This window comes from Anaerococcus degeneri (genome assembly GCF_017874475.1).
Taxonomy (GTDB): domain Bacteria; phylum Bacillota; class Clostridia; order Tissierellales; family Peptoniphilaceae; genus Anaerococcus; species Anaerococcus degeneri.
The window spans coordinates 635,006-661,245 of record NZ_JAGGLO010000001.1 but is presented as its reverse complement, the minus strand read 5'-3'; the positions used below and the strand labels follow the sequence as shown (position 1 = coordinate 661,245).

Here is a 26,240-nt window from a genome sequence, read left to right as displayed (position 1 = left end):
AAAAAAATCTGGATGAAAAAAAGGAGGTAATTTTATGAAACAAGATATGAAAGAACAATTATTAACAAAAAGACCTATAGATTTACTTTTTCAATTATCTATCCCTGCTGTAATAGGAATGATAGTAATAGGTCTTTATCCACTAATGGATGGAATTTTTGCAGGAAATATTATAGGACAAACAGCAATGACAGCTTGTGGTGTAGCTATGCCACTTACATTTTTCAATAGTGGTGTATCTACACTTATTGGTGTAGGTTCAGCATCGGTTTTATCAAGAGCTATAGGAAAGGGCGACAAAAAAACAGTTGATAAAATTATGGGGAATTTAATCTTTTGGGTTATTCTATTCTCATCAATTATTACAATAGGCGGAATTTTACTTGCGCCACATTTTTTAGATATGGTTGGAGCAAGTGGAGAAATTAAAGAATATGGTATCAGATATTTACGAGTAATTTTTATTGGTTCTTTATTTGTAAACTTTACTCAATCAGCAAACATGGTTATGCGTGGAGAAGGATTAATGAAAAAAGCAATGCTCATTATGGGGCTAGGGGCTTTTTTAAACATAATTCTTGATCCGATTCTAATGAAATTAATGGGAAAATACGCAATAGAAGGGGCTGCACTTGCAACTATTACAGCACAATTAGTTCAAGCAATAATAACACTCCATTACTTCAAATATAAAAGTAAAGCAGTAAAAATAAATAAAATCAAACCTGATCAGGAAATAAAAAAAGAAATGTTTGGCGTAGGGTCATCTGCTATGATGATGCAAATTTTATTTATGATTCAACAAACAATGCTATATAAAATGTCATTTAAATATGGTGGAGATACAAATGCTATCTTGATGGCAGCAACACTTAGAATATATGCCTTTTCATTCATTCCACTTTGGGGAATGAGTCAAGGTTTACAACCTGTAGTTGGTACAAATTTTGGAGCGAAAAAATACGACAGAGTAAAAGAAGCTATGAAAGTATTTTCTATCGGAGGATTAGTTCTTGCATCAATATTTTGGATACCAGCATTAGCATTTTCAAAGAATATTCTGTCTTTATTTGGAGTAGAAGAAAGTATTATAACTCAGGGAATAGGAAACTTTAGACTATTTTATTCTATCTTTATCCTATATGGAGTAATGGTAATGACTATAACATTCTTCCAATCAATAGGAAACGCTAAAAAAGCTGGCATAATAGTAATGCTAAGGCAGTTATTTTTATTCATACCTGCCATGATTATTTTACCAATGATATTTGGAGTTAAAGCAGTATGGTTTGCAGAACCCCTTGTAGATTTAATTATGATAATAGTTGGTGTAGTAATGATGTTTGGGGAATTAAATAGGATGGATAAAATTAGTTTGAAAAATTCAAGTAATGAATAATAAGTGGGTTTATTTAAAAGAATGGAGGGAAATATGCAAATAAATATAATTAAAGTAAATTTACCTTTTTTCTTTGGTTTACGCTGTTTATAAGCTAGATAACTCAGTTAAAAAATTAAATATAATTCTTATCAGAAAGAGTTTTTTTCATTTTAGAGGACTAACCATGCCCAAGAGCAGGAGTCCTCCTTTTTTTGTCTGAAAACATAAAGACAAAAAAAGAATGGAGGAAACATAAATGACAAAAGAATATTACCTTTATGTCGGTGGGCAAAAAATCAAAGTAAGTGAGCAGATATACAAAGTTTACTGGCAAGAAAGAGAACACGAAAAATATTTAGAGCAGGTGGACAAGAAAAACCACTTGCTATTTTTTTCGTCCCTAAATCACGATGGGAATTTTGAAGATAATTTAGAAGATAAAAATGTTGATGTAGAAAAAGTTGTAGCTACACAAATGATGATTGAAGCATTAAAAAATGCTATGTCAAAGTTAAATAAGGATGAACGGGAAATCATAGAAAGATTATATTTCAATGATGAAACACTTCGTGCAGTAGCAAAGACTAAAAATATCTCACATCCAACATTAATTAAAAGACGAGATAAAATTTTAGAAAAACTAAAGAAATTTATAGAAGAACTATAAATTATGGTTACCAAAGAGGGCAAATTTTCCTTTATAAAGTGAAGGGGAATTTTGTCCTCTTTTATATAAAAAAGAAATTAATAGAAATTTGAACCTTGACAACTGAATAGACCAAGACAGGACATTAACCATTTGTGGAGCTTTATAATTTCTTCGCCATGACTTTTCTGCTGATAAGGATTTCGGTTTAAATAAATACTCTAGCTAAAGGAAGGATATAAGAAAACGAGCGACAAAAAGAAATTATATATTCAGCCTAGGAAACTGATGCATTGAAGCAAATGGGGATAATGATACTTCTACAGTTGTTGCCGGCTCATCTTGAAAAGGGGCGGTGGTGAAATTCCAATGTCGTGACCTACACGCCTGTTAATGTCAAAAAACTTAAAAAAATTAAAGATAAGGAGAAGATATTATGTGTGATGAACATAATATAAATACAGAAATGAAAACAGATAAAAAAGATAAACAGATGATAAATCAAATTGATGGTTGGAATATAGAAGTTAAATTTAATGAAAATGGATTTAGCTTAGAAAATTTAGTAGAGGAATACATCAAAGAAAAATTTTCTGTCTATTAGGGGCTGACAAAAAATATAAGGAGCGTTATAATATTTTTGTGGAAGCCTAACCTTGGTTCGATTTATTGTATGTAAATTGAATTGAAGGAGGCTTTTTTATGTTTAAAAACAATTTAGCAAAAGAAAATTTGGCAGTTATGTATTTAAGATTATCAAAAGAAGATGGCGAAAAAACAGAAAGTAACTCTATATCCAATCAAAGAGAAATTATAAACTCTTATGCAAGAAAAAATCAAATTACAATGATCAAAGAGTATGTTGATGATGGATATTCAGGTGCAAATTTTGATCGTCCCAATTTTAAAGAAATGATAAAGGCTGCCTATGATAGAAAGTTCAATACAATTATTGTAAAGGACTTATCAAGATTCGGAAGAGATTATATAGAAGCTGGAAAATATATTCAAAGAATATTTCCGGAAAACGGTATAAGATTTATATCAGTAAATGACAATTACGATAGTAAAAGTGCAGATATAAACGATACACACCTTATACTTCCTATAAAAAACTTCATCAATGATAGTTATTGCCGAGATATTTCCAATAAGGTAAAAAGCTCTCAAAAGATAAAAAGAGAAAAAGGAGACTTTATCAGTGCTTTTGCACCTTATGGATATAAAAAGTCTGAGGAGAATAAAAACAAGTTAGTGATTGATAAAAAGATATCGGATATTATCAAAAATATATTTGATATGAAACTCTTGGGATATTCCTCAAAGGCAATTGCAGATGAACTAAATCATTTAGGAGTTTTAACTCCAAGAAAATATAAAGAAAGTCAAGGATTTAAGTGTAATGGATTTCAAAATATAAATGGTGGAAATTGGTCAGCAAAGACAGTAAATAGAATTATAGAAAATGAAGTATATATTGGAAATACCTTACAAGGAAAGAGTGTTACTTTAAGTTACAAAAATAAAAAGCAGATAGAAAAAGAGAAAGAAGAATGGATAAGAGTAGAAAATACCCATGAAGCAATTATAAGTAAAGAAGTTTTTACTATTGCAAATACTATGTTAAAAAGAGATTTGAATAATTCTCGTGGAAAGGACAAAATTGATATTTTTACAGGAATGCTTTTTTGTAAAGAATGTGGAAGTTCTTTGATTAGAAGGACTGTAAAGTATAAAAAAAGAGAAGAGATATTCTATATCTGTTCAAAGTACAACAAGGGAAAATCTTGCACAAGACACAGCATAAAAGAAGAAACTTTGATAAAAGCAGTATCTAAAATAATGAAGTCCTACATTGAATTTAATGAAAATCTATATTCTAAAGTTCAGCGTATAGATATAAATAAAAATTTGAAAGACAATCAAATTCCTATACTAAGACGAGAAAAAGCAATGACAGAAGAACTCTTATCTTCTCTATACCTTGACCTAAAAGAAGATGTTATTAGTAAAGAAGAATATCATCTTTTTAGAAAAAACTATACAGAGAAATTGACTAAATTAGATGAAAGTATCGAGTATAGATTGAAAAAACAGGAATATACTAAGGAGAAGATTGACAAAAATAAGAGTTGGATCATCGACATTAACAAGTATAAAAATTTATCTGAAATAGATAGATTGTCTGTTGTGATGCTTATTGATAAAATTTTTATTTCTGAAAATAAGACGATAGATGTTAGGTTTAATCATACCGAAGAATTGTCTTTACTTGAAGAAATGACAAAAATGGATAAGTCTGGCATTAAATCTAACACCATAAAAAAGAAAAGTATCGATATAAGCAGGAAGTCAAAAACTATACCCACTGTTATGAATAAAAGTCTTGTAAGTGCTGAAAGTGAGGTATGCTATGGCTAGAACAAAAAATAGGCATATATCACAATCAGAAACAGAAGTTGGAAAAGTGATTGAAAAAATATACATTGCCGGTATTTATGCTAGATTATCACAGGAAAGAAAGGAAGCTTATAGGGATAAAAGTAATTCACTTGAAATGCAGGAAGAACTTTGTATAAATGCTGCAAACGAAAAAGATATAAAGATTTTAAGAGTATACAAGGACTATGAATATTCTGGAACAAATTTTAAAAGACCTGCATTTATTGAAATGATGGAAGATATCCGAACAGGTAGGATAAATTGTATCATAGTAAAAGATATGTCAAGGTTTGGTAGAGAGTATTTGGAAATCGCAAACTATATCGAAAAAGTATTTCCATTTTTGGGAATTCGATTTATTTCCGTAAATGATAATCTGGATACCAAAGACGGTATAAAATCAGATCAGAGTTATGAAATAGCAATAAAAAATATCTTCAATGATTTATACGCAAAAGATATTTCAAAGAAAATAAAAGCCTCTAAAGAAATAAAAATGAAACAAGGGTCTTTTATAGGAGCGATGGCTCCGTATGGCTATAAGGTTGATAAAATTGATGGAAAAAGAGTTCTGGTGATGGACGAAAAGGCAGCAGATGTAGTAAGACTTATCTTTTATATGGCAAGTCAAGGTAAATCCAATATGCAAATAGCAAGAGAATTGACTAAAACATATACGACACCTGATGAATATAAAAGAACAGGTAAAATTTTTAAGGATAAAGAAGATACAAAACAATGGGATATTTCTTATATATCAAAAATGCTTTCTGATGAAGTATATATTGGGAATTTGATTCAAAGAGTATACTCAAATAGACATGATCCAAGTAGGAAAAGTAAGTTTCGTGATAAAGAAGAGTGGATTATAACAGAGAACACCCATGAAGGGTTAATAGACAAAACTACATTTGAAAATATCAGAGAGATAAAGGAGAAAAAACAAAACTATCTACCTTACCATTCACTGAAAAACATAATAAAAGACGGAAAAGAAAATGTTGGAGTAAAAATTCAAAGAGATTATAAAAAAGAAGGAAAGTATGACGACCTCATACAATGCAGTGTTTGTGGTAGAAATTTGAAAAAACAATATGGACCACGAGGACTGAAATATCATGATGAGATTTGCTATTGCTATTATTGTAAAGGTGGAGATAGATTAAAATTAGAAAAATCTCATGTCAGAATATATGAAACAGAACTTGACAAAATTTTAGTAGATACCTTAAAAAGACTGGTTTCAAGCTTTTATAAAAAGGATAAAATATTACAACTAAAAATATATTTAGAAAATATAAGTGCTGAAAAGATAAATCAAGTTTCTATAAAAACAGATGTAAATAATAAAAAGATTGCTTCTCTTAGGATCAATCTACAAGAACAATATGAAAACTATGTTAAAGGAGATGTTCTTTTAAGTGATTTTAAAATAGAAAGTAAAAAAATAAATAATCAAATAAAAACCTTAAAAAATGAATTAAAAGTTTTTGATGAAAGAATAAGAAATATAAAGAAAAGGAAAAGGGAACTGAAAAAATTCATAGAAGCTCTATTTTACTGCTTAGATGCTGATAAGAGTATAGAAGTGGATAAAGGATTGGTTGATACTCTCATTAACCATATAGAAATTTCACATAATAAGAAAGTAACCATAAATTTTAAGTTTAATCTTGATAAAGATATAAAAGAGCAGTTGGAGGTAGAGTATGAATAAGGTGGCTATTTATCTAAGACTCTCAGACGAAGATTATAACAAAATGGATGAAAGTATAAGCATAGTAAATCAGAGAGATTATATAAGAAATTATATTGAAAATGAATCATCTTTAAAGAGTTGTGAAATAAAGGAATATGTAGATGATGGGTATTCGGGAACGAATACAAACAGACCTGCATTTTTAAGACTTATTGATGATGTAAAAGAAGGAAGAGTAAAGACTATCATAGTAAAGGATATGTCGAGGTTTTCAAGAGATTATATCTTGCTTGGGGATTATTTGAGCAATATATTTCCATTTTTAAAAATACGATTTATAGCTATAAATGATTGTTATGATTCCATAAACGAAAATGGAAATGGCTTAGATATGGATATGCAGTTTAAGACCTTGTATTATGATTTGTTCAGTAAAGAATTATCTGAGAAGGTAAGCAATTCTTTAAAACAAATTAAATCACAGGGGAAGAATACAAACTGGGCAGCACCTTTTGGATACATCAAAGATCCAAATAATAAATATCATATCATCATTGATAAAAAGACAGCATTTATAGTAAAAGAAGCATTTGATTTAATTTTAAGAGGGTATTCTTGTACTCAAATTGCTAATATTTTTAATGAAAAAGGCTATATAACTCGCTCTGAGCGAAAAGAAGAACTGAAACTTTCTGATTATACTGGAAATTTAATTACAGGAAGTAGAGTAAAGAAAAGAGTTTGGACAAGTGTTTGCATATCACAAATTACAAGAAATGAATTATATACAGGAGATTATGTATATAACAAGTATAAAGAAACAAGAATTGGTAGGCGAAAAAAGATATTACTTCCTGAAGAAGAGTGGAAAGTAATCCATAATACTCATGAAGCAATTATTTCAAGAGAGGTTTTTGATGAGGTTAAGTCAATAAAAGAAAAAAGGAAATTTTATGTTTATACAGGAAAGAAAAATCGCTCTATTTTTTCTGGTAAGATATTTTGTAAAGAATGTGGTAGACCTATGAGTTTTCGATGTGACAGTAGACAAAAGAAGAATTCAGATAAAATATACAAGTATAAAAGTTATTATTGTAATTTATGTAAAGCTGAGAAAACACCAAACAATATCAAAGAGAAAGATATTATTGAACTTATAAAACCAAAATTAAAAGGTTTTAAGATTCAAAACACATTAAATAAAGAGAAAGTTATAGAACACAAGAATGTAAAAGAAGAGATTTTAAAGGAAATATCCATATTAAACAGTAATTTACAAATCATTTATGAAAATTATAAAAAGAAAAATATTTCAAAAGAGGACTACTTAAAGGAAAAAACTTTTATCAAAGATAAAAAGATATTATTGGAGAGTAGGTTGAAAGAATTAAAATCAGAGAAGATTGATTTGAAGAAAGAATTCGATGGTAATTCCTTAGATAAGAATAATTTATTGAAATCCTATGTAGATAGTTCTATTGATAAAATAGTTGTATCAAGAAGTGGAGAAATAGAAATTGTAGAAAAATAGATGAATAGCATTAAAAGTAACTCATAATCTCGCCAGCTTTAATTTTAATATGCCAAAATGTAAATAATGGCGAGAAAATTTGCAGAAATAAATAGTGCTGTTTACTATGAGTTGATAGGGTAAATATTTAGGAACAAACAAAAAAATGATATAATTATAGTTAAAATGAGATATTGTGAGGTGATTTTTGTGTCTAAAATAAATGTGGAAGGATCAGAAATTAGCATTATTGCCATAGATAATAGAGATTATATTTCTTTAACCGACATGGTTAGAAATGTTGAAAATGGTGTGACACTAATAGAAAAATGGCTAAGGAATAAAAATACAATTGAATTTTTAGGAATATGGGAAGAAATGTATAATGCGAATTTTAATTCCACCGAATTCGAGGGAATTAAAAATGAAGCAGGTTTTAATCGTTTTATTTTATCGGTTAAACAATGGGTCAATAAGACGAATTCTATCGGAATTGTTGCCAAAGCAGGAAGATATGGTGGAACATATGCACATAAAGACATAGCTTTTGAATTTGCATCGTGGGTATCACCTTATTTTAAGCTCTATCTTATTAAAGAGTTTGAGCGCTTAAAAGAAGAAGAACAAAAACAATTAGGTTGGGATATCAAGAGGAATTTAGCTAAGATAAATTACAAAATTCATACAGATGCAATTAAGAATAAACTTGTCCCTGAGAAATTATCAAAGGAAAGAATAAACTATATCTATGCAAGTGAAGCAGATATATTAAATGTAGCTTTGTTTGGAATGACAGCAAAAGAATGGCGTGAAAGTAATCCGGAGTTAAAAGGAAATATGAGAGACTATGCTGATATATCACAATTAGTGTGTTTATCAAATCTTGAGAACTTAAATGCTGTTTTTATAAATGAGGGAATGGATGCAACCGAAAGGATAGAAAAATTAAATGCAATTGCTATTGAACAAATGAGGATTCTAACAGAAAGTGAACGTATAAAAAAGTTAAAATAAAAGTTTTGTATATAAATTAGGCGATAGAAATATCGTCTAATTTTATGTAACAATTGCTTGACATTGTAGGGTAAAACAACCATCTTGAAACTTATATCAAGACTTTATGATTATGACAAGGGACAAATCCTAATCGACGGCAAAGATATAAAAGGAATATCAACAGAGTCTCTTTTTGATAAGGTCTCAATAGTTTTCCAAGATGTAGTTCTCTTTAATCAAAGCGTTATGGAAAACATCAGACTCGGTAAGCAAGATGCAAGCGATGAAGAAGTTAAAAGAGCGGCAGAGCTTGCCAATTGTACAGACTTTATAGAAAAAATGGACAAGGGTTTCGATACGGTTATTGGTGAGAACGGCGCTGAGTTATCAGGGGGAGAAAGACAGAGATTATCAATAGCCAGAGCATTCTTAAAAGATGCACCGATGCTAATATTAGACGAGATAGCGGCAAGTCTTGACGTTGATAACGAGAAAAAAATTCAAGAGTCTTTAAATAATTTAATTAAAGATAAAACAGTTGTAATCATTTCACACAGAATGAAATCCATAGAAAATGCTGACAAGATAGTAGTTCTAGAAAACGGAAAAGTAGAAATCGAAGGCAAACATGAAGAGCTTTTACAAAAATCAAAAGTTTACAAGAATTTAATAGAAAAAACAAAAATGGCAGAAGAATTTATTTATTAGGAGGACAGAAGCAAAGACTTGCAATAGTATCTGTTATGTGCAAGGATTCTCCGTTTGTCTATTTCGACGAACCTACAAGTGGTATGGATTATTTCAATATGATAAAAATATCGGCGGTCTTCGGACTGCCTTTGTTTTCTTGCTTAGTTTAGCGCAGCAAATCGTATGATTGAAAGGAAACTGTTTTATATGCTATAATTGAGTTGATAATTAGTATCAATTAAGTGCAAGGAGGTGTTTAATTATGACTTTATACAAAAGTATATTAATAGGTCTTTTGGGATCATTTCTGATGTTTTTGGGAGATATGACCTTATATTATGACCCTGATGATTATGATAGCAAGGATACTATAAATAGTATTGTCGGCATAATGAAAAATGTTAGCATAAAAAGATTATACATTGGCGGTCTTTTAGGTCCAATATGTGCCTTTATATATTGTATTGGCTTTTATCATATTGTTTTAGCTACTCAAGAAAAGTATTTAACTATTGGATGGTTTGTATTTTTAATAAATGTTCTTGGCATGATACTAGGAGGCACTTATCATATTCAATGTGCCTACTTAGGACTTTTATCAAGGCACGAAAACAAAGGAGCCTTTGATGAATTTTTAAAATTTTTAAAATTTCAAGCAAAAATAGTTTTTGGAATTATGGCTCTAGGAAATATAGCAATAGCAGTGATAATTTTATTAGGATTTACAGCCTTTCCAAGTTGGCAAGCCCTATTTACACCAATATTTCTTATAATTTTGACTCCAATTGCTGGGAAATTGCCAAAGGGACTCCACATGATTATTCGCGGAGGTTGGTTTAACTTAATATATTTTATTTACTACTTATCTTTATTGATAAACTATACTAATATGAATTTATAAGATTATAAAGCAAGAGATTAAAATTATTATTTTAGTTAATAAAGGGGAATTTTATAAAATTTATTATTTAAAGGAGGATTTTTTTATGAAACATTCAAATTTTATTGATAACAAGAAAACAGAACCTGATTATAGAAACTGGGTTCCTGCAAGTTTAATTAGAAATTTAATCGGAGGGACTATAATTACTTTTATTCTCTTTATAATTTTCGCAGGGACAGACCTTGTTTTCAGTGGAAGACTTAGGATTATCTGTGGAATTATTTTAGGAATTGGAGTCTTAATACTTCTTTTTTTTTCAATTATGCTTTCCTTTATGTATCGAACCTTTGATTATAAGGGTAAGAGGAAGCTTGCTAAAGTCATAATAGATGGGACTGCCGACTATGTAAAGATCCCAGATGGTGGCGTGGGCTTAGATGTAGGATGTGGTAGCGGTGCACTTACTATAGATTGTGCAAAAAGAAATCCAAAAGCGACCATGGTTGGCTGTGATATTTGGAGCGGTTCATATAAAGGGGAGTTTTCTAAAAAGATTTGTCAAGAAAATGCAAAGGCTGAAGGTGTTTCCAACGTGAGATTTGAAGAGGGAAATGCAGTCAAACTTCCATTTGAAGATGAAAGCTTCGATGTGGTGACAAGCAACTACGTTTATCACAATATAATGGGACATAATAAGCAGAAACTACTATTGGAAACTTTGCGTGTTCTTAAAAAAGGTGGAGTTTTTGTTATCCATGACTTGATGAGTAAGTCAAGATATGGAGATATGAATAAATTTATCGAAAAGCTTAAACAAAATGGATACGAAGATGTGCAATTAATTGATACAACAAATGGTCTTTTTATGGGCCACAAAGAATCTTTATTCCTTGGACTTTCTGGCTCAGTTCTTCTTATTGGGAGAAAATAAATTTGTAAATAAATTACTAAAACAAAATTTGGAAAGCTGATGGGGTATGCAAAATGAAATACAAAGGTTTTTGTTTCTATTTATTTAGAGGACCAATGAAAAAAGTTCTTATAGAGAAGTATGATAAAGCATATGCTTCAGAAATTATTAAAAAGAGCAAAAAAATTTATCGAAAACTAATAGAAGAGGCAGATGATATCGGCAATGACAATCCCATGGCATACAATGAGATGTTCGCTCTTGTCTTTGTTGCTCCATATATAGCAAGTGAGAAAAATATTCCGCCGGAGACCATCCAGGAAATGATGCGTCGCTCTCTTTATTCTGTCAAATGGTTTTTTTCTTTGGTAAATCTCAATACCGAGAGGGGGAAAAAAGCCAATAAGAAAAATATTCTTAAGTATTACAAGTGGTATACAGAGGAAAAAGAAAATCTCTATCCAACGTCATTTAAAGTTGATTTTGAGGGAGAACCTTATGAGGGTGCTTGTTATTATAGAATTACTCGTTGCCCTATCTGTGCTTACACAAAGAAGCTGGGGGTAGATGAATTGATGCCACTTTTCTGCGAGCTTGACGACGTGATGATAAGCCTTCAACATGGAGTTTTACACAGAAAAGAAACTATCGCCAAGGGAGGAGATTATTGTGATTTCCTTATCTTGGGAGATAAAGAGTAATAGATAATTTTATTATTAGAGAGGATATTTTTACTTGCTTTTGAGAAAAATTTAAATAATGAGGAATTAAATGAAATTTATTAGCTACGGAAATAGAAATAATAAGTCAATATTATTTATTCACGGGCTTGCCTCAACTGCAGACCTATGTTTCAAACCTCTTCTGCCTTATTTGCAAGATTATTTTGTAATTTTCTGTGAATTGGACGGACATTATGGAAGTAATCCAAAAGATTTAACTTCAATGGAAGAAACCATAGATTCCATAGAAAGTTACATATTAAATCAAATGGGCGGGAGCGTCTATGGATTATGTGGATTTTCTATGGGAGCAACCATTGCGGTTGAACTAATTGCAATAGGAAATATTTCTGCTTCGAAAGTCCTTTTAGATGCGGCGATTACTGCCGAGTTGGGTTTGAAGGCAAGGCCATTTACCTGTGCTTTTATCATTGGTACAAGTAGAATCAAAAATAAAAAGCCGATACCTAAATTTTTATTAGATAAAATTATGGGCAAGGATAATCTAAGCGTAATAGAAATGATGTATCCGCAAATTTCAAAAAATACTATTAAAAATGTCTGCAAGTTTATCTATCATTACAAAGTTCCAAAAAATTTAACCGACTTTTCAAATCCAGTAATGTTTTGGCGAGGAAGTGAAGAGCCTATCCCTGCGAAAAGTGAAAAAATATTAAGAGATTATCTTCCGCAAATGAAGACAGAGGTGTTTGAAGGAATGGGCCATGGACAATTTCTCCACGAACATTCAAAGGAATACGCTGAGAAGCTAAAAGTCTTTTTGGGAAACAAATAAGGAGAATATTATGGATATAACACGAGCAATATTAGATGGAATTGCAATGGCTGCTATCTTTAACGGTGCAGTGGCAGCTTTTGTACTGATTAACCCGAGATTTTTCTTCGATTCCTATCCAAAAGAAATACAAAATTCTGCTCCAGAAAAGATGACGAAAGAAGAAAAAAGAATAAATGCAATACTTACGATTATAATTTCAGGAATCGTATTTATATATGGAGTGACCTCTCTTTTACATACTGGAATAAGAGAGCTTAGAGATCTTTTCTGGATGAGCTATATTCAGTGGATAATATTAAACTTGGGAGATTTCTTTTTATTGGATGTACTTTTGTTTCAAGGAAAGTACAAGGATAGGATAGTCATACCAGGCACAGAAGGACATGAGGACTACGAATTTGGAAATTGGATGAAACATTTGGCCATTAAGGAACATTTTATCTTGTGGCCATTTTTACTAATTCCAATCGTATCCATAGTAGAAGCGTGGAACGTGCTACTACTTGGATTATAAAATAAAATTTGAAAGTTGTAACACAAAAGAAGTACGAGAAATATCCCTTTAAAAAATGTGACTGATACACGATAATAAGCAAAATAAATTTAAGCAAAAAATTACGAGGAGAGAAATTTGGAAATTAGAAAAATATCAAAATCAGATTTAGAAGAATTAGCAAAATTAATGGTAGATGTCTATAATGCCCCACCTTGGAATAATAAACGGACAGTAGAAACAGCCCTCGAATCTTTAACTGATATTTCAGATTTTCCTAAATTTTTTGGCAATGTAATTATCGATGGAGATAAAATAATTGGTGCATTAATTGGTCATATAAGAAGATATGCCACTGAATTAACATTTTATATCGATGAGTTTTTTATTTCTGAAGAATATAGGGGGACTGGTCTGGCAAAAGAACTTTACCAAACCAGTATAAAACAATTGCAGCAAAGAGGTATAAGTGGTGCATTTTTTACTACTTTAAAAAACTCTCAAGCCTATAATTTTTATGCAAAACAAGGTGCTTGGGATTTGGAAGATTCTGCATGTTTTTACCATAAATTTTAGTAATTTTCTATCAAGTTAATAGGTGTTTTTATTAAAAAATTCTTTGATAAGGGTATTATCGTAATTATTAACTTTAAATTAGTAAGTAAATAAAAAATTGATTATCGAAGAAAAGAAAGATATAGCCTTACAAATGCTAAAATATTTAGAAAAAAATGGATATGAAATCAAGTGCGAAAAATATTAAAAAGAGCTAAAGAGTAAGGTCGACATATTAAAGAAGTATACAGTAGATGTTTTTGAATGATAGTTGATAAAGTCGTGGTGGGCAGAATTGACAAAGACGGAACAGTCCATCCATATGACCTGACATTCTATTTCAAAAAAGGAGTTAAAGATAGTCAAAATTCTAATAATTTCAAAGATAAAAGAAAAAATGCTAAAGATAATGATATTAATAAATTGTGCTCCTACAAGAATGACGAGGATAAAAAATTATGTTCCCCAAAAGACAAGGCATGTGGAAAGCGTTGTTAGATTAGAAAAAGAATGATGATTTTTCAGTTGGAATAATTCAGCAAATAAGAGAAATCAGATTATAAATCAAAAATAGGACTTAAATTTAATAAATATCTATTGTGAATCCCTTGGTGATTTGGCATATCAAAACAATCCTAAATTTATGAAATTCATTGCAGATAACAATCTTGGATTTAAATCGTATGCCTCATTTGGTAAGTATGAGATTGCTGAACGAATTGCAGTTCTAACTAATTTGGTAAAATTAGTTTGGAATGATAACTTGTTTCAATAAATTATGAGCTGTAAAATCAAATAGTTTTAGATAGATAGTTATGGTTAAGTTTCTAGTTTATGGGTCATAGTATAGGATAAATATTGATTTTCTTGGAGAACTTAGTGATTACTCTTTTTATATAGAAGTGTTTTCATATATTTAGAAGATAAAATAAATATTTAATAAGATTTTTAGGTTTGAATTTATCTTAAAAGTCTTATTTTTTTATTCTTATTTATCTTGAAATGGGTATAAATTATTTAAGGAAATTGTTTTTCTGGGGAATTTTTAATAAAATATTATATATTTAAAGCTAGTTGATTTCTTATCTGGAGGATCTTATGAAAAAATATTTTAAATCTTTAGTTATTTTATTTATTACGGTAGTTTTTCTTGCTGGCTGCAAAGGTGAACAAAATTCTCCTGATCTTGAGAAAGAAAATGTAGGCCATGAAAATTCTGTCAAAGAAAAAGCAGTTAAAGAAAATGTTGTTAAGGAGAATATCAATAAGGAAAAAACTGTTTCTGACGATTCTAATAGGGAAAATTCAAAGCTTTCTAAAAGTTTAAAACCTGTTGAAGGAGCTAAGATTGGGTCTTTGTCTTCCTTTGTTGAGGACAGGGAGGTATGGAATGACTTATTTGATGAGAAATATATAGATTCTGCAAAAAGCTATGGATTTGGAATCCACGTGCCTAGGATTCTTTTGGATTCTCCTGATGCTAAGACAGCTAATGATGAGATTGATGACCTGGTTAAGTATATAAAAAATACATATGAAAATAATAAGGATAATATGGAAGGCTCTGATACTGGCATCTGTGCATTTTTTTCTGTTTATCAAGATGAGAAAATCCTAAGCGTGATGATTGAAAATTACGATATTTGGAATGGTGGATTTACAAATTATTATGTATATAACTTTTCCCTTCCTGATGGAAACTTTATAGATGATGATAAGCTTATGGAAAACTTTGGTGTGGATAGGGATGAAATTCTAGGGATAATCGAAAATAGTTTAAGGGAAGACCGAGACTTGTTTACAAAAATTTATTGTAGGGATGTTACAGATTTATCTTATACAAGCAATCCTAGCAATTTAACAGGCCTTATCCTTAATGACCTTTGGGATAATTACGATTCTAAAAATCACCAAATTTTTATAGACGAAGTGGGGATTCCAAACTTTGTTTTCGCCAATTATGAAAGTGCGGACAGGAGACGGGCTCCACTAATTTTAAAACTAAGGAAAGATAAATTTGATGATAATCCAATTTCTGATCAATATTTGAGGATAGCAAGAGATTTAGGAATTGACCCTAATGATGAAAATAACAAGGCCTTTATAATTTATCTTGGCGGAGCATATGATGATCAAAGTCTAAAAGATAGTCTAGGAAAATTACAAGCTTACTTAGATGCCTTTACTTATGATTTTGAAGAGCCTAATATGTTGGTTGCTATTAAACAAAGTGAAGGTGGAGATATGCCATATCTAAATGGCCAAGAATGTTATTTAGTGATTCCAAAGTACAAAAATGCTAGTGTATCTCTTAAAGAATTAGAAATCACAGAAGATGACAAGTTGAAAGAGATTGAAAATCCATACTTGGATAATAATGCTTGTAGCGGAACAACTTTTATTTGTCAAAATATAAGCGATATTGGCCCAAACGGGAAAATTACTATAAGGTATAGGGACGATGTCTTAGAATTTTCGCCTTCAATTAGCTTAAAGGACGGGTCTTTGATTCTTCCAGAAGGAGTCACTAATGCTGAAAAAATCCTTGATTGGGATAAGCTAGTTCAAAAAGTCACTTATCCTTACCTTATCTATGAAAGAATGAAATTTATAATGGGTGTGGGTTGATAATTACTCAGTTTTGTGCATGTATGTAAATAATATATGAAAGGTTATGCTATGGGACAAATTGTTGAACTAGAAGATTATAAAAATAAAAAGAAAAAGATTCAAGACCTCAAAAAAAACTTAGAAGATCTTATTTTTGAAAGGGACAATCTTTTGTATGTTGTTTGTGAAAATATTCAAACTTCCTATATGCTAACTTTTGGAAGCCTTACTTATAGGGTAAATAAGGCCTTTAATGACTATTTACGTTTGCGCAGAAAAAAATCTCTTATCCAAGCAAGGATAAATCGACAAGAAAAAATAGACCTTGGAGAAATTGAGACAAAGCTTGATAAAGAATTTCATGAATACAAAGAGAAACTCCAAGATACTATTTCTCAATTAAAGGCTGCCCTAGAACATTCAAGAGCAAAAGCCTTATCTGAGGAAGATACGGCTTTAATAAAAAAAATATATAAGAAGATTGTAAAGAAAATCCATCCCGATATAAATCCAAATATCACAGATAAAGAAAAAAGATTATTTGTTGCTTCAACAGAATCATATAAAAATGGTGATTTAAATACCTTGCAGGTTATATATACAATTGTAACTAGCGGAGAAACGGAAGATGATGAATCTTTATCCCTTAAATCTATGGAAGACGAAATAGAAAGGCTAGAAGATTTACTTAGGAAAATAAAAAGCAGTATTGGAACAATAAAATCAATCCCTCCCTATACTTGGCGAATTTATGTTGAGGACGAAGAGAAAAAGGCAGAAAAGCTTAATGACCTAAAAGAAAGGTTGAAAGCTTACAAGCAAGCAATAAGAACTCAGGAAGAATACATTAAAGAATTATTAGAGGATAAAAAATGGCTGATTTAATAAAAAAAGATCAAAACAATCTAATTGATTATCTTGTAAACACCGGTGGAGATATAGATATACCAAGGCCTTTTGAGCAGGATATTTATCTTTTCGATACCTATGTGGCAGGAACAACACATGTTGAAGGCATTGAAGGAATATATTCAACATTAAAGATTGACGATAAATTGGTTTTTTATCGAGAAATTGAAAATGAGCACGATCCCCAGGCAATCAGAATAGAAACTCTTCGAAAAGAAAAAATCGGCTATGTACCTCGCCAAGACAATGTTGTATTTTCAAGGCTCATGGATTCTGGGAAAGTTCTTTTTGCAAAAGTAATGGAAAAGGAAATGCGTGGTAAGTGGGCAAGGATGAAAATTAAGATTTACCTTCATGAAAGTTAGGGCAAAATGTATTATAATTACGAATGGATTTGGGATAATATTTGTCTAAAAGATAGCCATGTTATGAATTTTGAACCGATATCTGGAGATAATGCTTTTATTATCTCACACCATGTAAGGGATAAATTAAAAATAGAAAGGGGCGTTAAAAGCTTCTTAGAAAATGGCTTTAGGTATTTTAATATTTTTGGTGAATTTTCAGATTTACGGGCGAAAGCCATTTCTTTAAGAAGCAAAACAAGTAATAAAATAAAAATAGAAGCAAGTAAGATTGAAATGTCAAGGATGGTTTATGATTTGGCAATGATGAAAGTTTTAAAACCAGACTTGACCAACTATGTAATTTCAGATGATGAATATTTTACAGAGTATTTAGTAGAAGACTTAGAGAAAATCATCTCTGGGAAAAGTATTTTTACTCCCTATGATTGGAAAGAATTTAAGAATGGTTGTGAATTTTCATATAATAAGAAAGATGCGATAATAAGTGTTTCTAATGATATAATTATTGGATTTCTAGGAGATGAAAAAACTTTTGATACTACCTATGATGCCTTTTACTATAAATTATTTGATGGTAAAAGTTTGTACGAAATTTGGGAGGAATTATAAAGAAAAATTTATATTATTAGGATTGAGGAAACCTAGTTTGTTTACGTTGGGAGTAGATTAAATTAGGTTTTATTTTCAACCACAAATGGAAAGTAAACTTGACATAATATTACAATTTTATTATAATGAATGTAAAGCTAGCTTAACATTGGGGGTTGATAAATGTGAAAAATAGACTAGAAGAAATTCGTAAAGAAAGAGGGATTACCCAGGAAGATTTAGCAAAAATTCTTGAAGTATCGAGGCAAACTGTGGGTTCTTTGGAAAATGGAAGATATAATCCATCAATTATCTTGGCATTTAAGATTGCAAGATATTTTGAAATGGCCATAGAAGATATTTTTATATATGAGGAGGAGAGCGACAATGAAAAATAAGAAAATTTGGTATTTAGGATATGTAATTGGATTTATGAGTTTGGTGGCTATGTTTATTTTTGAAGAAAATGAGACATTAAATAGAATTATGCTTTTTATTTTTACAATAAGTGTGACTATTGCAAGTGTTAGCCTAGGTCATAATAAGAGAATGGAGGAAGATCCATTCTATAGAATAAATGTAAATGATGAAAGAAATGAGAAAATAAGGGATAAGGTAAATGCTACAATGACACCAATTCTAATGCTCATCATGGGTATAGTTGCTGTGATTTGTTTTTCTAAGAATGATTATTTGCCTGCAAGTATTTTGACCATAGGAATTTTATCCTTTCCTCTTATAACATTTTTCGTCAGCAGTCATTATGAGAAAAAATATTAAAAAAATTCGCAGATGTTGAAACATAAACGATTAGAAGTTATTAAACCATCTTGTCCATGTCTATTAAAGATATGGTTAGGTGGTTTTTTATTTGAAATGTTTCATTTATATTGACAAGTATCGAGTATCGATATATAATTAAATCAACAAATATCGAGATTCGATATTTAAAAGGAGGTAAGAGATGCTAAAGTTTAGATTTTTAACCTATACTAATTTTGGTCTTATGGAAAAATGGTACGAAGAAATGGCAAGGGAAGGTTGGCAAATAGATAAAATTCCACTTCCCTTTGTCCATAAGTTTAAAAAGATAGAACCTGCTGATATAAAATATAAGTTTTCTTTAGCAGCAAATGAGAGTTTATTTACTAAGTTTTCTAAGGAAGAACTCTCCGATTATGATCAAATGGCGGATGAATACGGTTGGCACCTGGTCGATAGGACTTTTAATATGAATCTTTATAAGGTTGACGAAGAAGGGGCAGATTCACTATATGATGACGATTCATACGAAATAGAGATTTTAAATAAAGGCGTTAAGGGGGAATTGATTACATTAAGTTTAAATAGTTTTATTTTTGCCTTTTTGGCCATGTCTAACATCGCTCGAATAAGATCAAGTGAAATATATTATTCTAATTTCCCTTTCTTTATGGTTCCAGCTGTTAGCATGTTTCTTATATTTTCACTCTTATCTTTATGTGATTATATAAGTTTTAAGATTAGAAATAAGAAAGTGCAATCAATAAAAAATTTGAAATTTTCTAGGCTTGCTATAGGAAGGTTACAAGCTTTAATACCAGTCTTATCAATAGTATTAGTAATTTTGGCTTTTATTGCATTAGTAATAAATCAGCTGGAAATGGGTTATGGGCTAACAATAATTATCTCTGTGATTCCTATAATTATTATGGCTATTCTTATATCTTACTTTATCAAAAAAGTAAAACTTATGGATGCCAAAAAAGGAAAGAAAAAATTGCTATTTGCCTTAATCCCAGTAATAATGTTTGTGGTATTTACCATATCTAATCTTGGTATGCTTGCTAAGCTTGCGATGAGAGATGACTTAAAAACAAAAGAAAGTGATGATTTCTCAATAAGAAATGAAGCTACAAGTTTGTTGGCAGAAAGCTGTGAAGATTTTAGAGCAAAATCTTATGACCTTAATATAAGAAAAACTCTTGTAAAATCAGAAGGTCTTGCAGAAGATTTATTCAATAGAAATCTTAAAAATGCCAAAAATCATCCTTATAGGGCGGAATTTGTAAAAGATATTTCCAAAGATTTTGCTTATGATAAGACTTACAGCCTTTCCGATGAAGATTCATATTTGATTTTAAGTGGAAAAGTAGTTTTGGAAGTTGATGGCAATATCTATGACGAAAAGGTCACAAAAGATATAGAAAAGATACTCGAGGAAAAATAATGGCAAGAGATCAATTTCAAACCCTAACAGAACCAATGTATTTTACCCTTTTGGCCTTGGGAGAAGTGAGGAACGGAGCAGAAATCACATCCTGGGTCGAGGAAATAACCAAGGGAAGGATAAGACTAGCACCTGGCACTCTTTATGCCTTATTGGCACAGTTTCTAGAAAATGATTTGATAAGAAGAGTAGAAGCGGATCAAAAAGGCAAGCATTACATTATTACAGATGAAGGTAGGGATCTTTTAAAAGACGAAGTTCAAAGGCTAAGGCTCTTAGTCTCTAACTACGAAAATTACTTTGAGAAATAAAATTATACAAGTAAGCTCTATAATATAGGAGCTTACTTGTTTTTTTGTATAAATTTATATTGAATTTTATTTGAAATATATTGATTTTTATTAGGAGTAAAAATGAATTGGATAAATAGTTTTGAGTTAATTTGCTATTTTATAGTGATATTACTAGTTGTAGACATATATAAATCTAGAAATTATAGGGAATTTGGGCTCTTGATTTCTGGCGCATTGGCAGGATTTTCTTTAGAACTCTTGGCAGTAAGATTAACTGATATTTACCATTACAGCGACGATTTTTTCATAAGCATTTGCTTCAGACCCTATCAATTCCCATTTTTTGGAGGCCTCATGTGGGGAGGGATAACAGTATGTGCCCTAAGAATTGCGAGAAAATTTCATTTTAATAAATTAATGACAGCCCTATTCGCTGGTTGGCTAATAGTAAGCATGGATCTGCTGCTGGACGTTGTTGCGATTAGGTTAGACGGTGGATTCTGGGTCTGGGACGGTCGAGAAATAAATCTAGCAATCAACCACCATATGTTTATGTCAGTAATTTGGGTCAATTTCCTGGGCTATATGTTTGAAGTCCCATCCATAGTCTACATGACCTTAAAAAGTTGGGAAAAGGAAAATAACAAGTCAAAAATAAATCTAGGCAAGTCACTTTTAATAGGATCTGGTGGAGTGATTTTTGTAGGAATCTGTTCTTATCTTGCCCTTTTCCTAGATAAAATAAGTAATGAATGGTTCTCCTGCATTGCATTTTGTCTTTTACGGACATTTATTTTTATAAAATTGTTAGCCGAGTTAATGAGAAATCGAGAAAAAATTAGATTGGCAAAGAATAAAGATTGGACATTGATAATATTCTGGTTTGCTATCTATGCCTACTGTATAGTTGGATTAATAAAACTAGGCATAGTACAAGCTATACCGATTTATGGTATATTCGCCATATTCTTGTTCGCCCTAACTATATTTCTTGCCCTTATTAATATAGAAAAGGAAAAATAATAAAGATAATATGTGAATATTAAATTTAATATAGTTTTCAATACATTCCTAATCTAAATTTGATTTTGGGGTGTATTTTTTTAATATTTATATTTAAATTCAATAAATAATTTTATTTAATTTGTAAAATTTTTTATACAAACTAGCTCCAGTATTTTTGCTAAGTATAGTGAAAATAACACTAAGACTCAACATATATTTAAAAAATTAGGGGAAGCCGATGTATAAACTTTATCAAAAAAACGAGCTTAATTTTGCACTTTTCTGGATCCTTATTTATTGTTTGCTGGCTGCACCAATTATGGGGAAATTTGGGGATGCTAGTATCTTCATGTTTTTATTTCTTCTTGTGTTATCTATTATAATTACAACTTTTATCAAGAAATATAAGCTGGTTGAGAAATATGGTTTAGATAAGTATCCAAAAAATTCAAAAAGATATCTATATTTTCTTCCAGTCTGGATTCTTGCAACGGGGAATCTATGGGGTGGATTTAGCTTATCTTATACTGGACTTTCACAGTTGTGGGCAGTTTTATCAATGATATTAATTGCCTATATAGAAGAAATAATTTTTCGTGGATTTCTTTTTAAGGCTTTGCAAGAAAAAAGTGGGCCTAAAAAAGCTATAGTTATAGTTGGCATAACTTTCGGTCTTGGTCATATTGTTAATCTTTTTGCAGGTCAAGCAAGTCTAGAAACCCTAGTTCAAATAATTTTTGCCATTGCTTGGGGATTTATTTTGGTTATTATTTTTTATAAAAGGAACAGCCTATTTCCTTGTATTATCGCCCATAGCCTAATAAATGCTTTTTCAAAATTTGGTGTAGAAAACCAAGTGACAAAATGGATCTATATTATTCTTACAATTATAGTGGCTATTTTCTATTGTTTATATTTATTGAAATTAGATAAGAAGGATGATTTGGATTAAAACTAAAATATTTTATAATACAGGAGATATAGATGAATCGTAGGAAATATTTGGAAATAAGAAGGATTGTCTTTATAATTATCTTTATAATTATCTTAATAATACTTGGAGTAATTGGGATAATTTCTTTTTATCTTATCTTAGAAAATTCTAATGGCTACTATCGAGAGGGCTTAATAGGATTAATATGTGACGCCATTTTACGAGTTTTTATTAGTTTGATTATTTGTACAACACTTTTTGCGACCTATTTTTTTAGGGAGAGGGATCGAGCAAGTATTATTTGGTGGATTTGTCTTGTCTTTTCTGTTCTGGGTATTTATCTTTTATTAAAAGCACCAATACTAGATTTGGAATATCTTGACAATCCAAAATCCATAAAGCTAGATTATGTAAGCTTTGAGGGAGATTACAACAATGAATATTCTGTAAAGTATCATTTGATTGGATATACAAAAAATGGCGAGATAAAAATCTTTGATATTAATGGAGAAACATACGATAGAGAAAAGGAAAAGTGGGGACCTTATGATAATGTTTTGGCTGATATAAAATATTTACCCCATACAGAAGTTTTAATTAAACTTGAAACGGAAAAAGGGGAATATTAGTAGAATTATTATAATTAAAAACTTTATATATTCCTAATATTATTCTTACATAAAAAATAGAATCTGCTTCTATTATAAAATTATAAGAAAAATGGGGTGTTTTTATGAAAAATCTAGTAAAGTCGTTTGTATATTCATTAATATTCAGTTTAGTTTTTATTATTATCTTTGGACCAGTTAGTTTGGCGAGTAAAGCACAAAAATATTTACCATCTGGAATAAAATACGAAGATTTGCCACAAGAGATAGAAAGTTATTTAGGCAATAATAAGGATACAACTTATGGTCTAAATGTGATTGTGTACGACAGGAATCAAATTATTTATGAAAATTATTTTGGATATTTGGATAAGGAAGCTGGACTTAAGGCTGATTTTGATTCTGTTTACGAGTGGGGATCAATTTCTAAACTATTAGTTTGGGTTTCTATTATGCAGCTTTATGAAGCTGATAAAATTGATTTAAATAGGGATATAAGGGAGTATTTACCAGATAATTTCCTCAATAATCTAAGTTATGACAAGCCAATTACTATTTTAGATCTAATGAATCATAAGGCGGGTTTCCAAGATACATATTTTATCCAAACTACAGATCCTTCGGAAATAAAAAGCCTTGATGATACTCTTAGCACTAATCAACCCAGGCAAATCTATGAGCCAGGCCAACATACAGGATATTCGAATTGGGGAGCGGCTCTTGGAGCTTTTATAGTCGAGAGAGTTTCAGGTATGGATTATGTAGATTATGTTCATGAAAATATTTTTAGACCTCTAAAGATGGACCATAGCTCAATAAGTCCTGTATTTGATGATAATGAGTGGGTTAAAAATCAAAGACTTAAGCTTAAATGTTATGACACAAAGGGAGAAAAAATTGAAGGACCTGGAATATATTATATTCATCTTTATCCTGCTGGCAGTGCAATGGGCACAATAGGCGATTTGGCAAAATTAGCTCGTGCTCTTACTTCTGGTGATAATAATTTTTCTACACTTTTTAAAAATCAAAGCACTCTAAAAAAGATTTACACTCCTACAAGTTTTTACGGACCAACAGAGATTCCTAAAAATTTCTATGGTTTTTTTGCAAGTGAGTATGGCCTTAGAACTATTGGCCATGGGGGTAATACTTTTGATTGCTCAGCTATGTTGCAATTTGATCCTATTAGTGGGGTTGTAATGGTTCTTATTACTAATCAAGCCCATGAAACTATTTATAATTACGATATGTATGAATTAATTTTTGATAAATTTAAAGATTCTGACTTAACTAAAATTAAAATGGATGTTCCCTAAAGGTCTTCTTTTAAATACTCGTGGGATAATGACAGGACCACTAAAATTTATTAGTGCTTTGGGAGTAACTTCCTATGGAGAAGAAGATTTGGGAAATTGGTGGTATGAAGAAAATGAGATAGTTGAGATCCAATTTTCAGATTTTCTTATATCTACACCTAAGGCTCTTACAAATATTTTATTTATGGTGTTTTTTATTCTTGCTGGCATATATGGTTTGGTGAAGGTTATTCTAGGGGCTTGATTAAAGAGAAGATAAAAAATAAGAGAAATTTAAAGAATCTTGCGCAGATTCGTAAGGATTCATATTTTATTTTTGTTTTGATGTCAATATCATTTATTAATTTGCTAATTATTTTTTTTAGACTTAGCCATGGCTATGGTACTGGAAATATTGGAATCAGGGCTTCATACATGGTTCAAAGTGCAATATTTTTACCTCTAATTCTTTTAATGGCATATTTTGTTTTTAATGGATTTAGAAAATATTATAACAAGGCTAGTGAGAAAGAAAAATATAAGTTTTTTATAAATAGTATTCTTGCTATGACTCAGATTCTAGTAATACTTAGTTTCGAAATGTATAGGTTTTGGGAAATTTAAAATACTATGAAAAAATTTTTGAAAATAATTTTGTCTATTTTGCTTATATCAATATTTTTGATTTTGGGACTACAATTTTGGGGAAGTGTTTTAATAAATCAAGGCCAAAGGGTGGAATAAATGAGTCGATGTATGTTGAAATTAACGGAACAAAGTAGTGGATAAACATTTATGGTGAAGATATAAATAATCCAGTTTTACTTTATTTGCACGGAGGGCCTGGCTCAGCTACTAGTGAAATTGATAATGCTTTCACAAGAAAATGGGCGGATATTTTCACAGTTGTGACTTGGGATCAGAGAAATTGTGGAAAAAGTTATGATAAAAATCAAAATAATATAAAGCTAACGAGAGAGATTTTTATGGAAGATGGCAAAGAAATGACTGAATTTCTAAGAAAATATCTGGGAGTTGATAAAATAAGTATTCTGGGTCATTCTTGGGGGTCATTATATGGGGCAAATCTCGTCCAAGCCTATCCTAATTATTATAATTTATATATTGGCACCGGCCAAATAGTTGATATTGTAGAAAATGAAAAGGCCTTTAAAGAAGAGGCGATAAAATGGGCAGCAAATGACAATGTAGATATGAACCTATTAGAAACTTACAATCCTGAAGAAATCAACTTGAAAAATATCAAAATAAAAAATACAATTTTAAATAAATATGGATACGATATGATGAAAGATGGTTCAGATTATAATCTTTTTACAACTCTTTTATTCAATCCGAATTACTCAATAAAAGATTGGGCTGCTTATTTTGGCAGAGACATTAAAGTATATTTTGATTTTTATAGGTCAGATGAATTTAAGGATTTTTCCATAAAAGGAAAGTACACTTATCAAGTTCCCAATATAAATATTAATGGTGATATGGATTATCAGGCTAATTACAAACTAGCGAGAGAATATTTTGATGAGCTAGAGGCGCCAGAAAAAGAATTGTATCTTATTGAAAATACCAGCCATGGACTTATGGAGTCAAAGTCTGAAGAGTTTTCAGATTTAATCCATAAAATTTATTTAAAATATAATAAGTATCTTAAATAAATTTATTAAATTT

General features: G+C 30.3%; 29 protein-coding genes and 2 pseudogenes. All 31 read left to right on the top strand.

The genetic code is table 11. From position 1 onward, the window contains the following. Window positions 1–34 precede the first annotated feature (34 nt). The 31 genes and pseudogenes from J2Z38_RS03265 (at window position 35) to J2Z38_RS03120 (ending at window position 26,227) form a co-directional block, all read left to right on the top strand. On the top strand, window positions 35–1,399 hold the full coding sequence (locus J2Z38_RS03265; protein WP_209772369.1) for an MATE family efflux transporter: 1,365 nt from the start codon (window positions 35–37) through the stop codon (window positions 1,397–1,399). A gap of 238 nt (window positions 1,400–1,637) precedes the next feature. Next, window positions 1,638–2,048 (top strand): sigma-70 family RNA polymerase sigma factor, encoded by a 411-nt coding sequence (locus J2Z38_RS03260; RefSeq protein ID WP_209772366.1) that lies wholly within the window; start codon window positions 1,638–1,640, stop codon window positions 2,046–2,048. 415 nt (window positions 2,049–2,463) lie between these two features. After that, window positions 2,464–2,631 (top strand): hypothetical protein, encoded by a 168-nt coding sequence (locus J2Z38_RS03255; protein ID WP_000332792.1) that lies wholly within the window; start codon window positions 2,464–2,466, stop codon window positions 2,629–2,631. Window positions 2,632–2,729: 98 nt separating this feature from the next. Continuing rightward, a complete protein-coding gene (locus J2Z38_RS03250) occupies window positions 2,730–4,448 on the top strand; it encodes a recombinase family protein (RefSeq protein WP_209772364.1) in 1,719 nt (572 codons plus the stop codon). Then, entirely contained in the window at window positions 4,441–6,186 is a 1,746-nt protein-coding gene (locus tag J2Z38_RS03245) for a recombinase family protein (protein ID WP_023059418.1), read from the top strand. The genes J2Z38_RS03250 and J2Z38_RS03245 overlap by 8 nt, the downstream gene beginning before the upstream one ends. Then, complete coding sequence (locus tag J2Z38_RS03240) at window positions 6,179–7,699, top strand: recombinase family protein (protein ID WP_023059275.1); 1,521 nt, start codon at window positions 6,179–6,181, stop codon at window positions 7,697–7,699. Before J2Z38_RS03245 ends, J2Z38_RS03240 begins: the two co-directional genes overlap by 8 nt. A gap of 189 nt (window positions 7,700–7,888) precedes the next feature. Further along, window positions 7,889–8,692, top strand: coding sequence for a KilA-N domain-containing protein (locus J2Z38_RS03235; protein WP_023059212.1), 804 nt, complete (start codon window positions 7,889–7,891; stop codon window positions 8,690–8,692). 69 nt (window positions 8,693–8,761) lie between these two features. Then, a pseudogene (locus tag J2Z38_RS03230) lies at window positions 8,762–9,382 on the top strand (ABC transporter ATP-binding protein); the annotation flags it as partial. Beyond that, a pseudogene (locus tag J2Z38_RS10745) lies at window positions 9,376–9,495 on the top strand (ABC transporter ATP-binding protein); the annotation flags it as partial. The pseudogenes J2Z38_RS03230 and J2Z38_RS10745, both read left to right, overlap by 7 nt. Before the next feature lie 131 nt (window positions 9,496–9,626). After that, window positions 9,627–10,265, top strand: a complete 639-nt coding sequence (locus tag J2Z38_RS03225; RefSeq protein ID WP_209772362.1) for a DUF6796 family protein — start codon at window positions 9,627–9,629, stop codon at window positions 10,263–10,265. Between the two features lie 85 nt (window positions 10,266–10,350). Next, a complete protein-coding gene (locus J2Z38_RS03220; RefSeq protein WP_209772361.1) occupies window positions 10,351–11,178 on the top strand; it encodes a class I SAM-dependent methyltransferase in 828 nt (275 codons plus the stop codon). 53 nt (window positions 11,179–11,231) lie between these two features. After that, entirely contained in the window at window positions 11,232–11,858 is a 627-nt protein-coding gene (locus tag J2Z38_RS03215) for an L-2-amino-thiazoline-4-carboxylic acid hydrolase (RefSeq protein WP_209772359.1), read from the top strand. A gap of 70 nt (window positions 11,859–11,928) precedes the next feature. Beyond that, on the top strand, window positions 11,929–12,675 hold the full coding sequence (locus J2Z38_RS03210; RefSeq protein WP_209772357.1) for an alpha/beta fold hydrolase: 747 nt from the start codon (window positions 11,929–11,931) through the stop codon (window positions 12,673–12,675). Window positions 12,676–12,685: 10 nt separating this feature from the next. Next, window positions 12,686–13,192, top strand: coding sequence for a hypothetical protein (locus tag J2Z38_RS03205; RefSeq protein WP_209772355.1), 507 nt, complete (start codon window positions 12,686–12,688; stop codon window positions 13,190–13,192). Window positions 13,193–13,309: 117 nt separating this feature from the next. Further along, window positions 13,310–13,747, top strand: a complete 438-nt coding sequence (locus J2Z38_RS03200) for a GNAT family N-acetyltransferase (RefSeq protein WP_225304601.1) — start codon at window positions 13,310–13,312, stop codon at window positions 13,745–13,747. A 243-nt stretch (window positions 13,748–13,990) separates the two neighbouring features. Then, entirely contained in the window at window positions 13,991–14,224 is a 234-nt protein-coding gene (locus J2Z38_RS03195; protein ID WP_225304600.1) for a recombinase, read from the top strand. A gap of 600 nt (window positions 14,225–14,824) precedes the next feature. Further along, window positions 14,825–16,354, top strand: coding sequence for a hypothetical protein (locus J2Z38_RS03190; protein WP_209772352.1), 1,530 nt, complete (start codon window positions 14,825–14,827; stop codon window positions 16,352–16,354). A gap of 51 nt (window positions 16,355–16,405) precedes the next feature. Further along, complete coding sequence (locus J2Z38_RS03185) at window positions 16,406–17,221, top strand: molecular chaperone DnaJ (RefSeq protein ID WP_209772350.1); 816 nt, start codon at window positions 16,406–16,408, stop codon at window positions 17,219–17,221. Then, window positions 17,209–17,610, top strand: coding sequence for an HIRAN domain-containing protein (locus tag J2Z38_RS03180; protein ID WP_209772348.1), 402 nt, complete (start codon window positions 17,209–17,211; stop codon window positions 17,608–17,610). Before J2Z38_RS03185 ends, J2Z38_RS03180 begins: the two co-directional genes overlap by 13 nt. A gap of 6 nt (window positions 17,611–17,616) precedes the next feature. Next, window positions 17,617–18,222 carry a hypothetical protein gene (locus tag J2Z38_RS03175; RefSeq protein ID WP_209772346.1) on the top strand — a complete coding sequence of 202 codons (606 nt, stop codon included), beginning with the start codon at window positions 17,617–17,619 and terminating at the stop codon, window positions 18,220–18,222. A 164-nt stretch (window positions 18,223–18,386) separates the two neighbouring features. Then, the gene (locus J2Z38_RS03170; RefSeq protein ID WP_209772344.1) at window positions 18,387–18,599 is read left to right on the top strand and encodes a helix-turn-helix transcriptional regulator; all 213 of its coding nucleotides are present in this window, start codon (window positions 18,387–18,389) and stop codon (window positions 18,597–18,599) included. Then, on the top strand, window positions 18,589–18,981 hold the full coding sequence (locus J2Z38_RS03165; protein ID WP_209772342.1) for a DUF2178 domain-containing protein: 393 nt from the start codon (window positions 18,589–18,591) through the stop codon (window positions 18,979–18,981). Before J2Z38_RS03170 ends, J2Z38_RS03165 begins: the two co-directional genes overlap by 11 nt. Window positions 18,982–19,165: 184 nt before the next feature. Then, window positions 19,166–20,410: a DUF2812 domain-containing protein gene (locus J2Z38_RS03160; protein WP_209772339.1), complete on the top strand. Its 1,245-nt coding sequence runs from the start codon at window positions 19,166–19,168 to the stop codon at window positions 20,408–20,410. Further along, window positions 20,410–20,721, top strand: a complete 312-nt coding sequence (locus tag J2Z38_RS03155; RefSeq protein WP_209772337.1) for a PadR family transcriptional regulator — start codon at window positions 20,410–20,412, stop codon at window positions 20,719–20,721. Before J2Z38_RS03160 ends, J2Z38_RS03155 begins: the two co-directional genes overlap by 1 nt. 102 nt (window positions 20,722–20,823) lie before the next feature. Further along, window positions 20,824–21,726 (top strand): carotenoid biosynthesis protein, encoded by a 903-nt coding sequence (locus J2Z38_RS03150; protein ID WP_209772336.1) that lies wholly within the window; start codon window positions 20,824–20,826, stop codon window positions 21,724–21,726. Window positions 21,727–21,946: 220 nt separating this feature from the next. Further along, window positions 21,947–22,660 carry a CPBP family intramembrane glutamic endopeptidase gene (locus J2Z38_RS03145; RefSeq protein ID WP_209772335.1) on the top strand — a complete coding sequence of 238 codons (714 nt, stop codon included), beginning with the start codon at window positions 21,947–21,949 and terminating at the stop codon, window positions 22,658–22,660. 32 nt (window positions 22,661–22,692) lie between these two features. After that, complete coding sequence (locus J2Z38_RS03140) at window positions 22,693–23,271, top strand: hypothetical protein (protein ID WP_209772334.1); 579 nt, start codon at window positions 22,693–22,695, stop codon at window positions 23,269–23,271. 104 nt (window positions 23,272–23,375) lie between these two features. Beyond that, complete coding sequence (locus tag J2Z38_RS03135) at window positions 23,376–24,569, top strand: serine hydrolase domain-containing protein (protein ID WP_209772333.1); 1,194 nt, start codon at window positions 23,376–23,378, stop codon at window positions 24,567–24,569. Between the two features lie 28 nt (window positions 24,570–24,597). Continuing rightward, the gene (locus J2Z38_RS03130; protein WP_209772332.1) at window positions 24,598–24,813 is read left to right on the top strand and encodes a hypothetical protein; all 216 of its coding nucleotides are present in this window, start codon (window positions 24,598–24,600) and stop codon (window positions 24,811–24,813) included. Further along, a complete protein-coding gene (locus J2Z38_RS03125) occupies window positions 24,810–25,172 on the top strand; it encodes a hypothetical protein (protein WP_209772331.1) in 363 nt (120 codons plus the stop codon). Before J2Z38_RS03130 ends, J2Z38_RS03125 begins: the two co-directional genes overlap by 4 nt. Before the next feature lie 206 nt (window positions 25,173–25,378). Further along, window positions 25,379–26,227, top strand: coding sequence for an alpha/beta fold hydrolase (locus tag J2Z38_RS03120; RefSeq protein WP_209772329.1), 849 nt, complete (start codon window positions 25,379–25,381; stop codon window positions 26,225–26,227). Window positions 26,228–26,240: the final 13 nt, after the last annotated feature.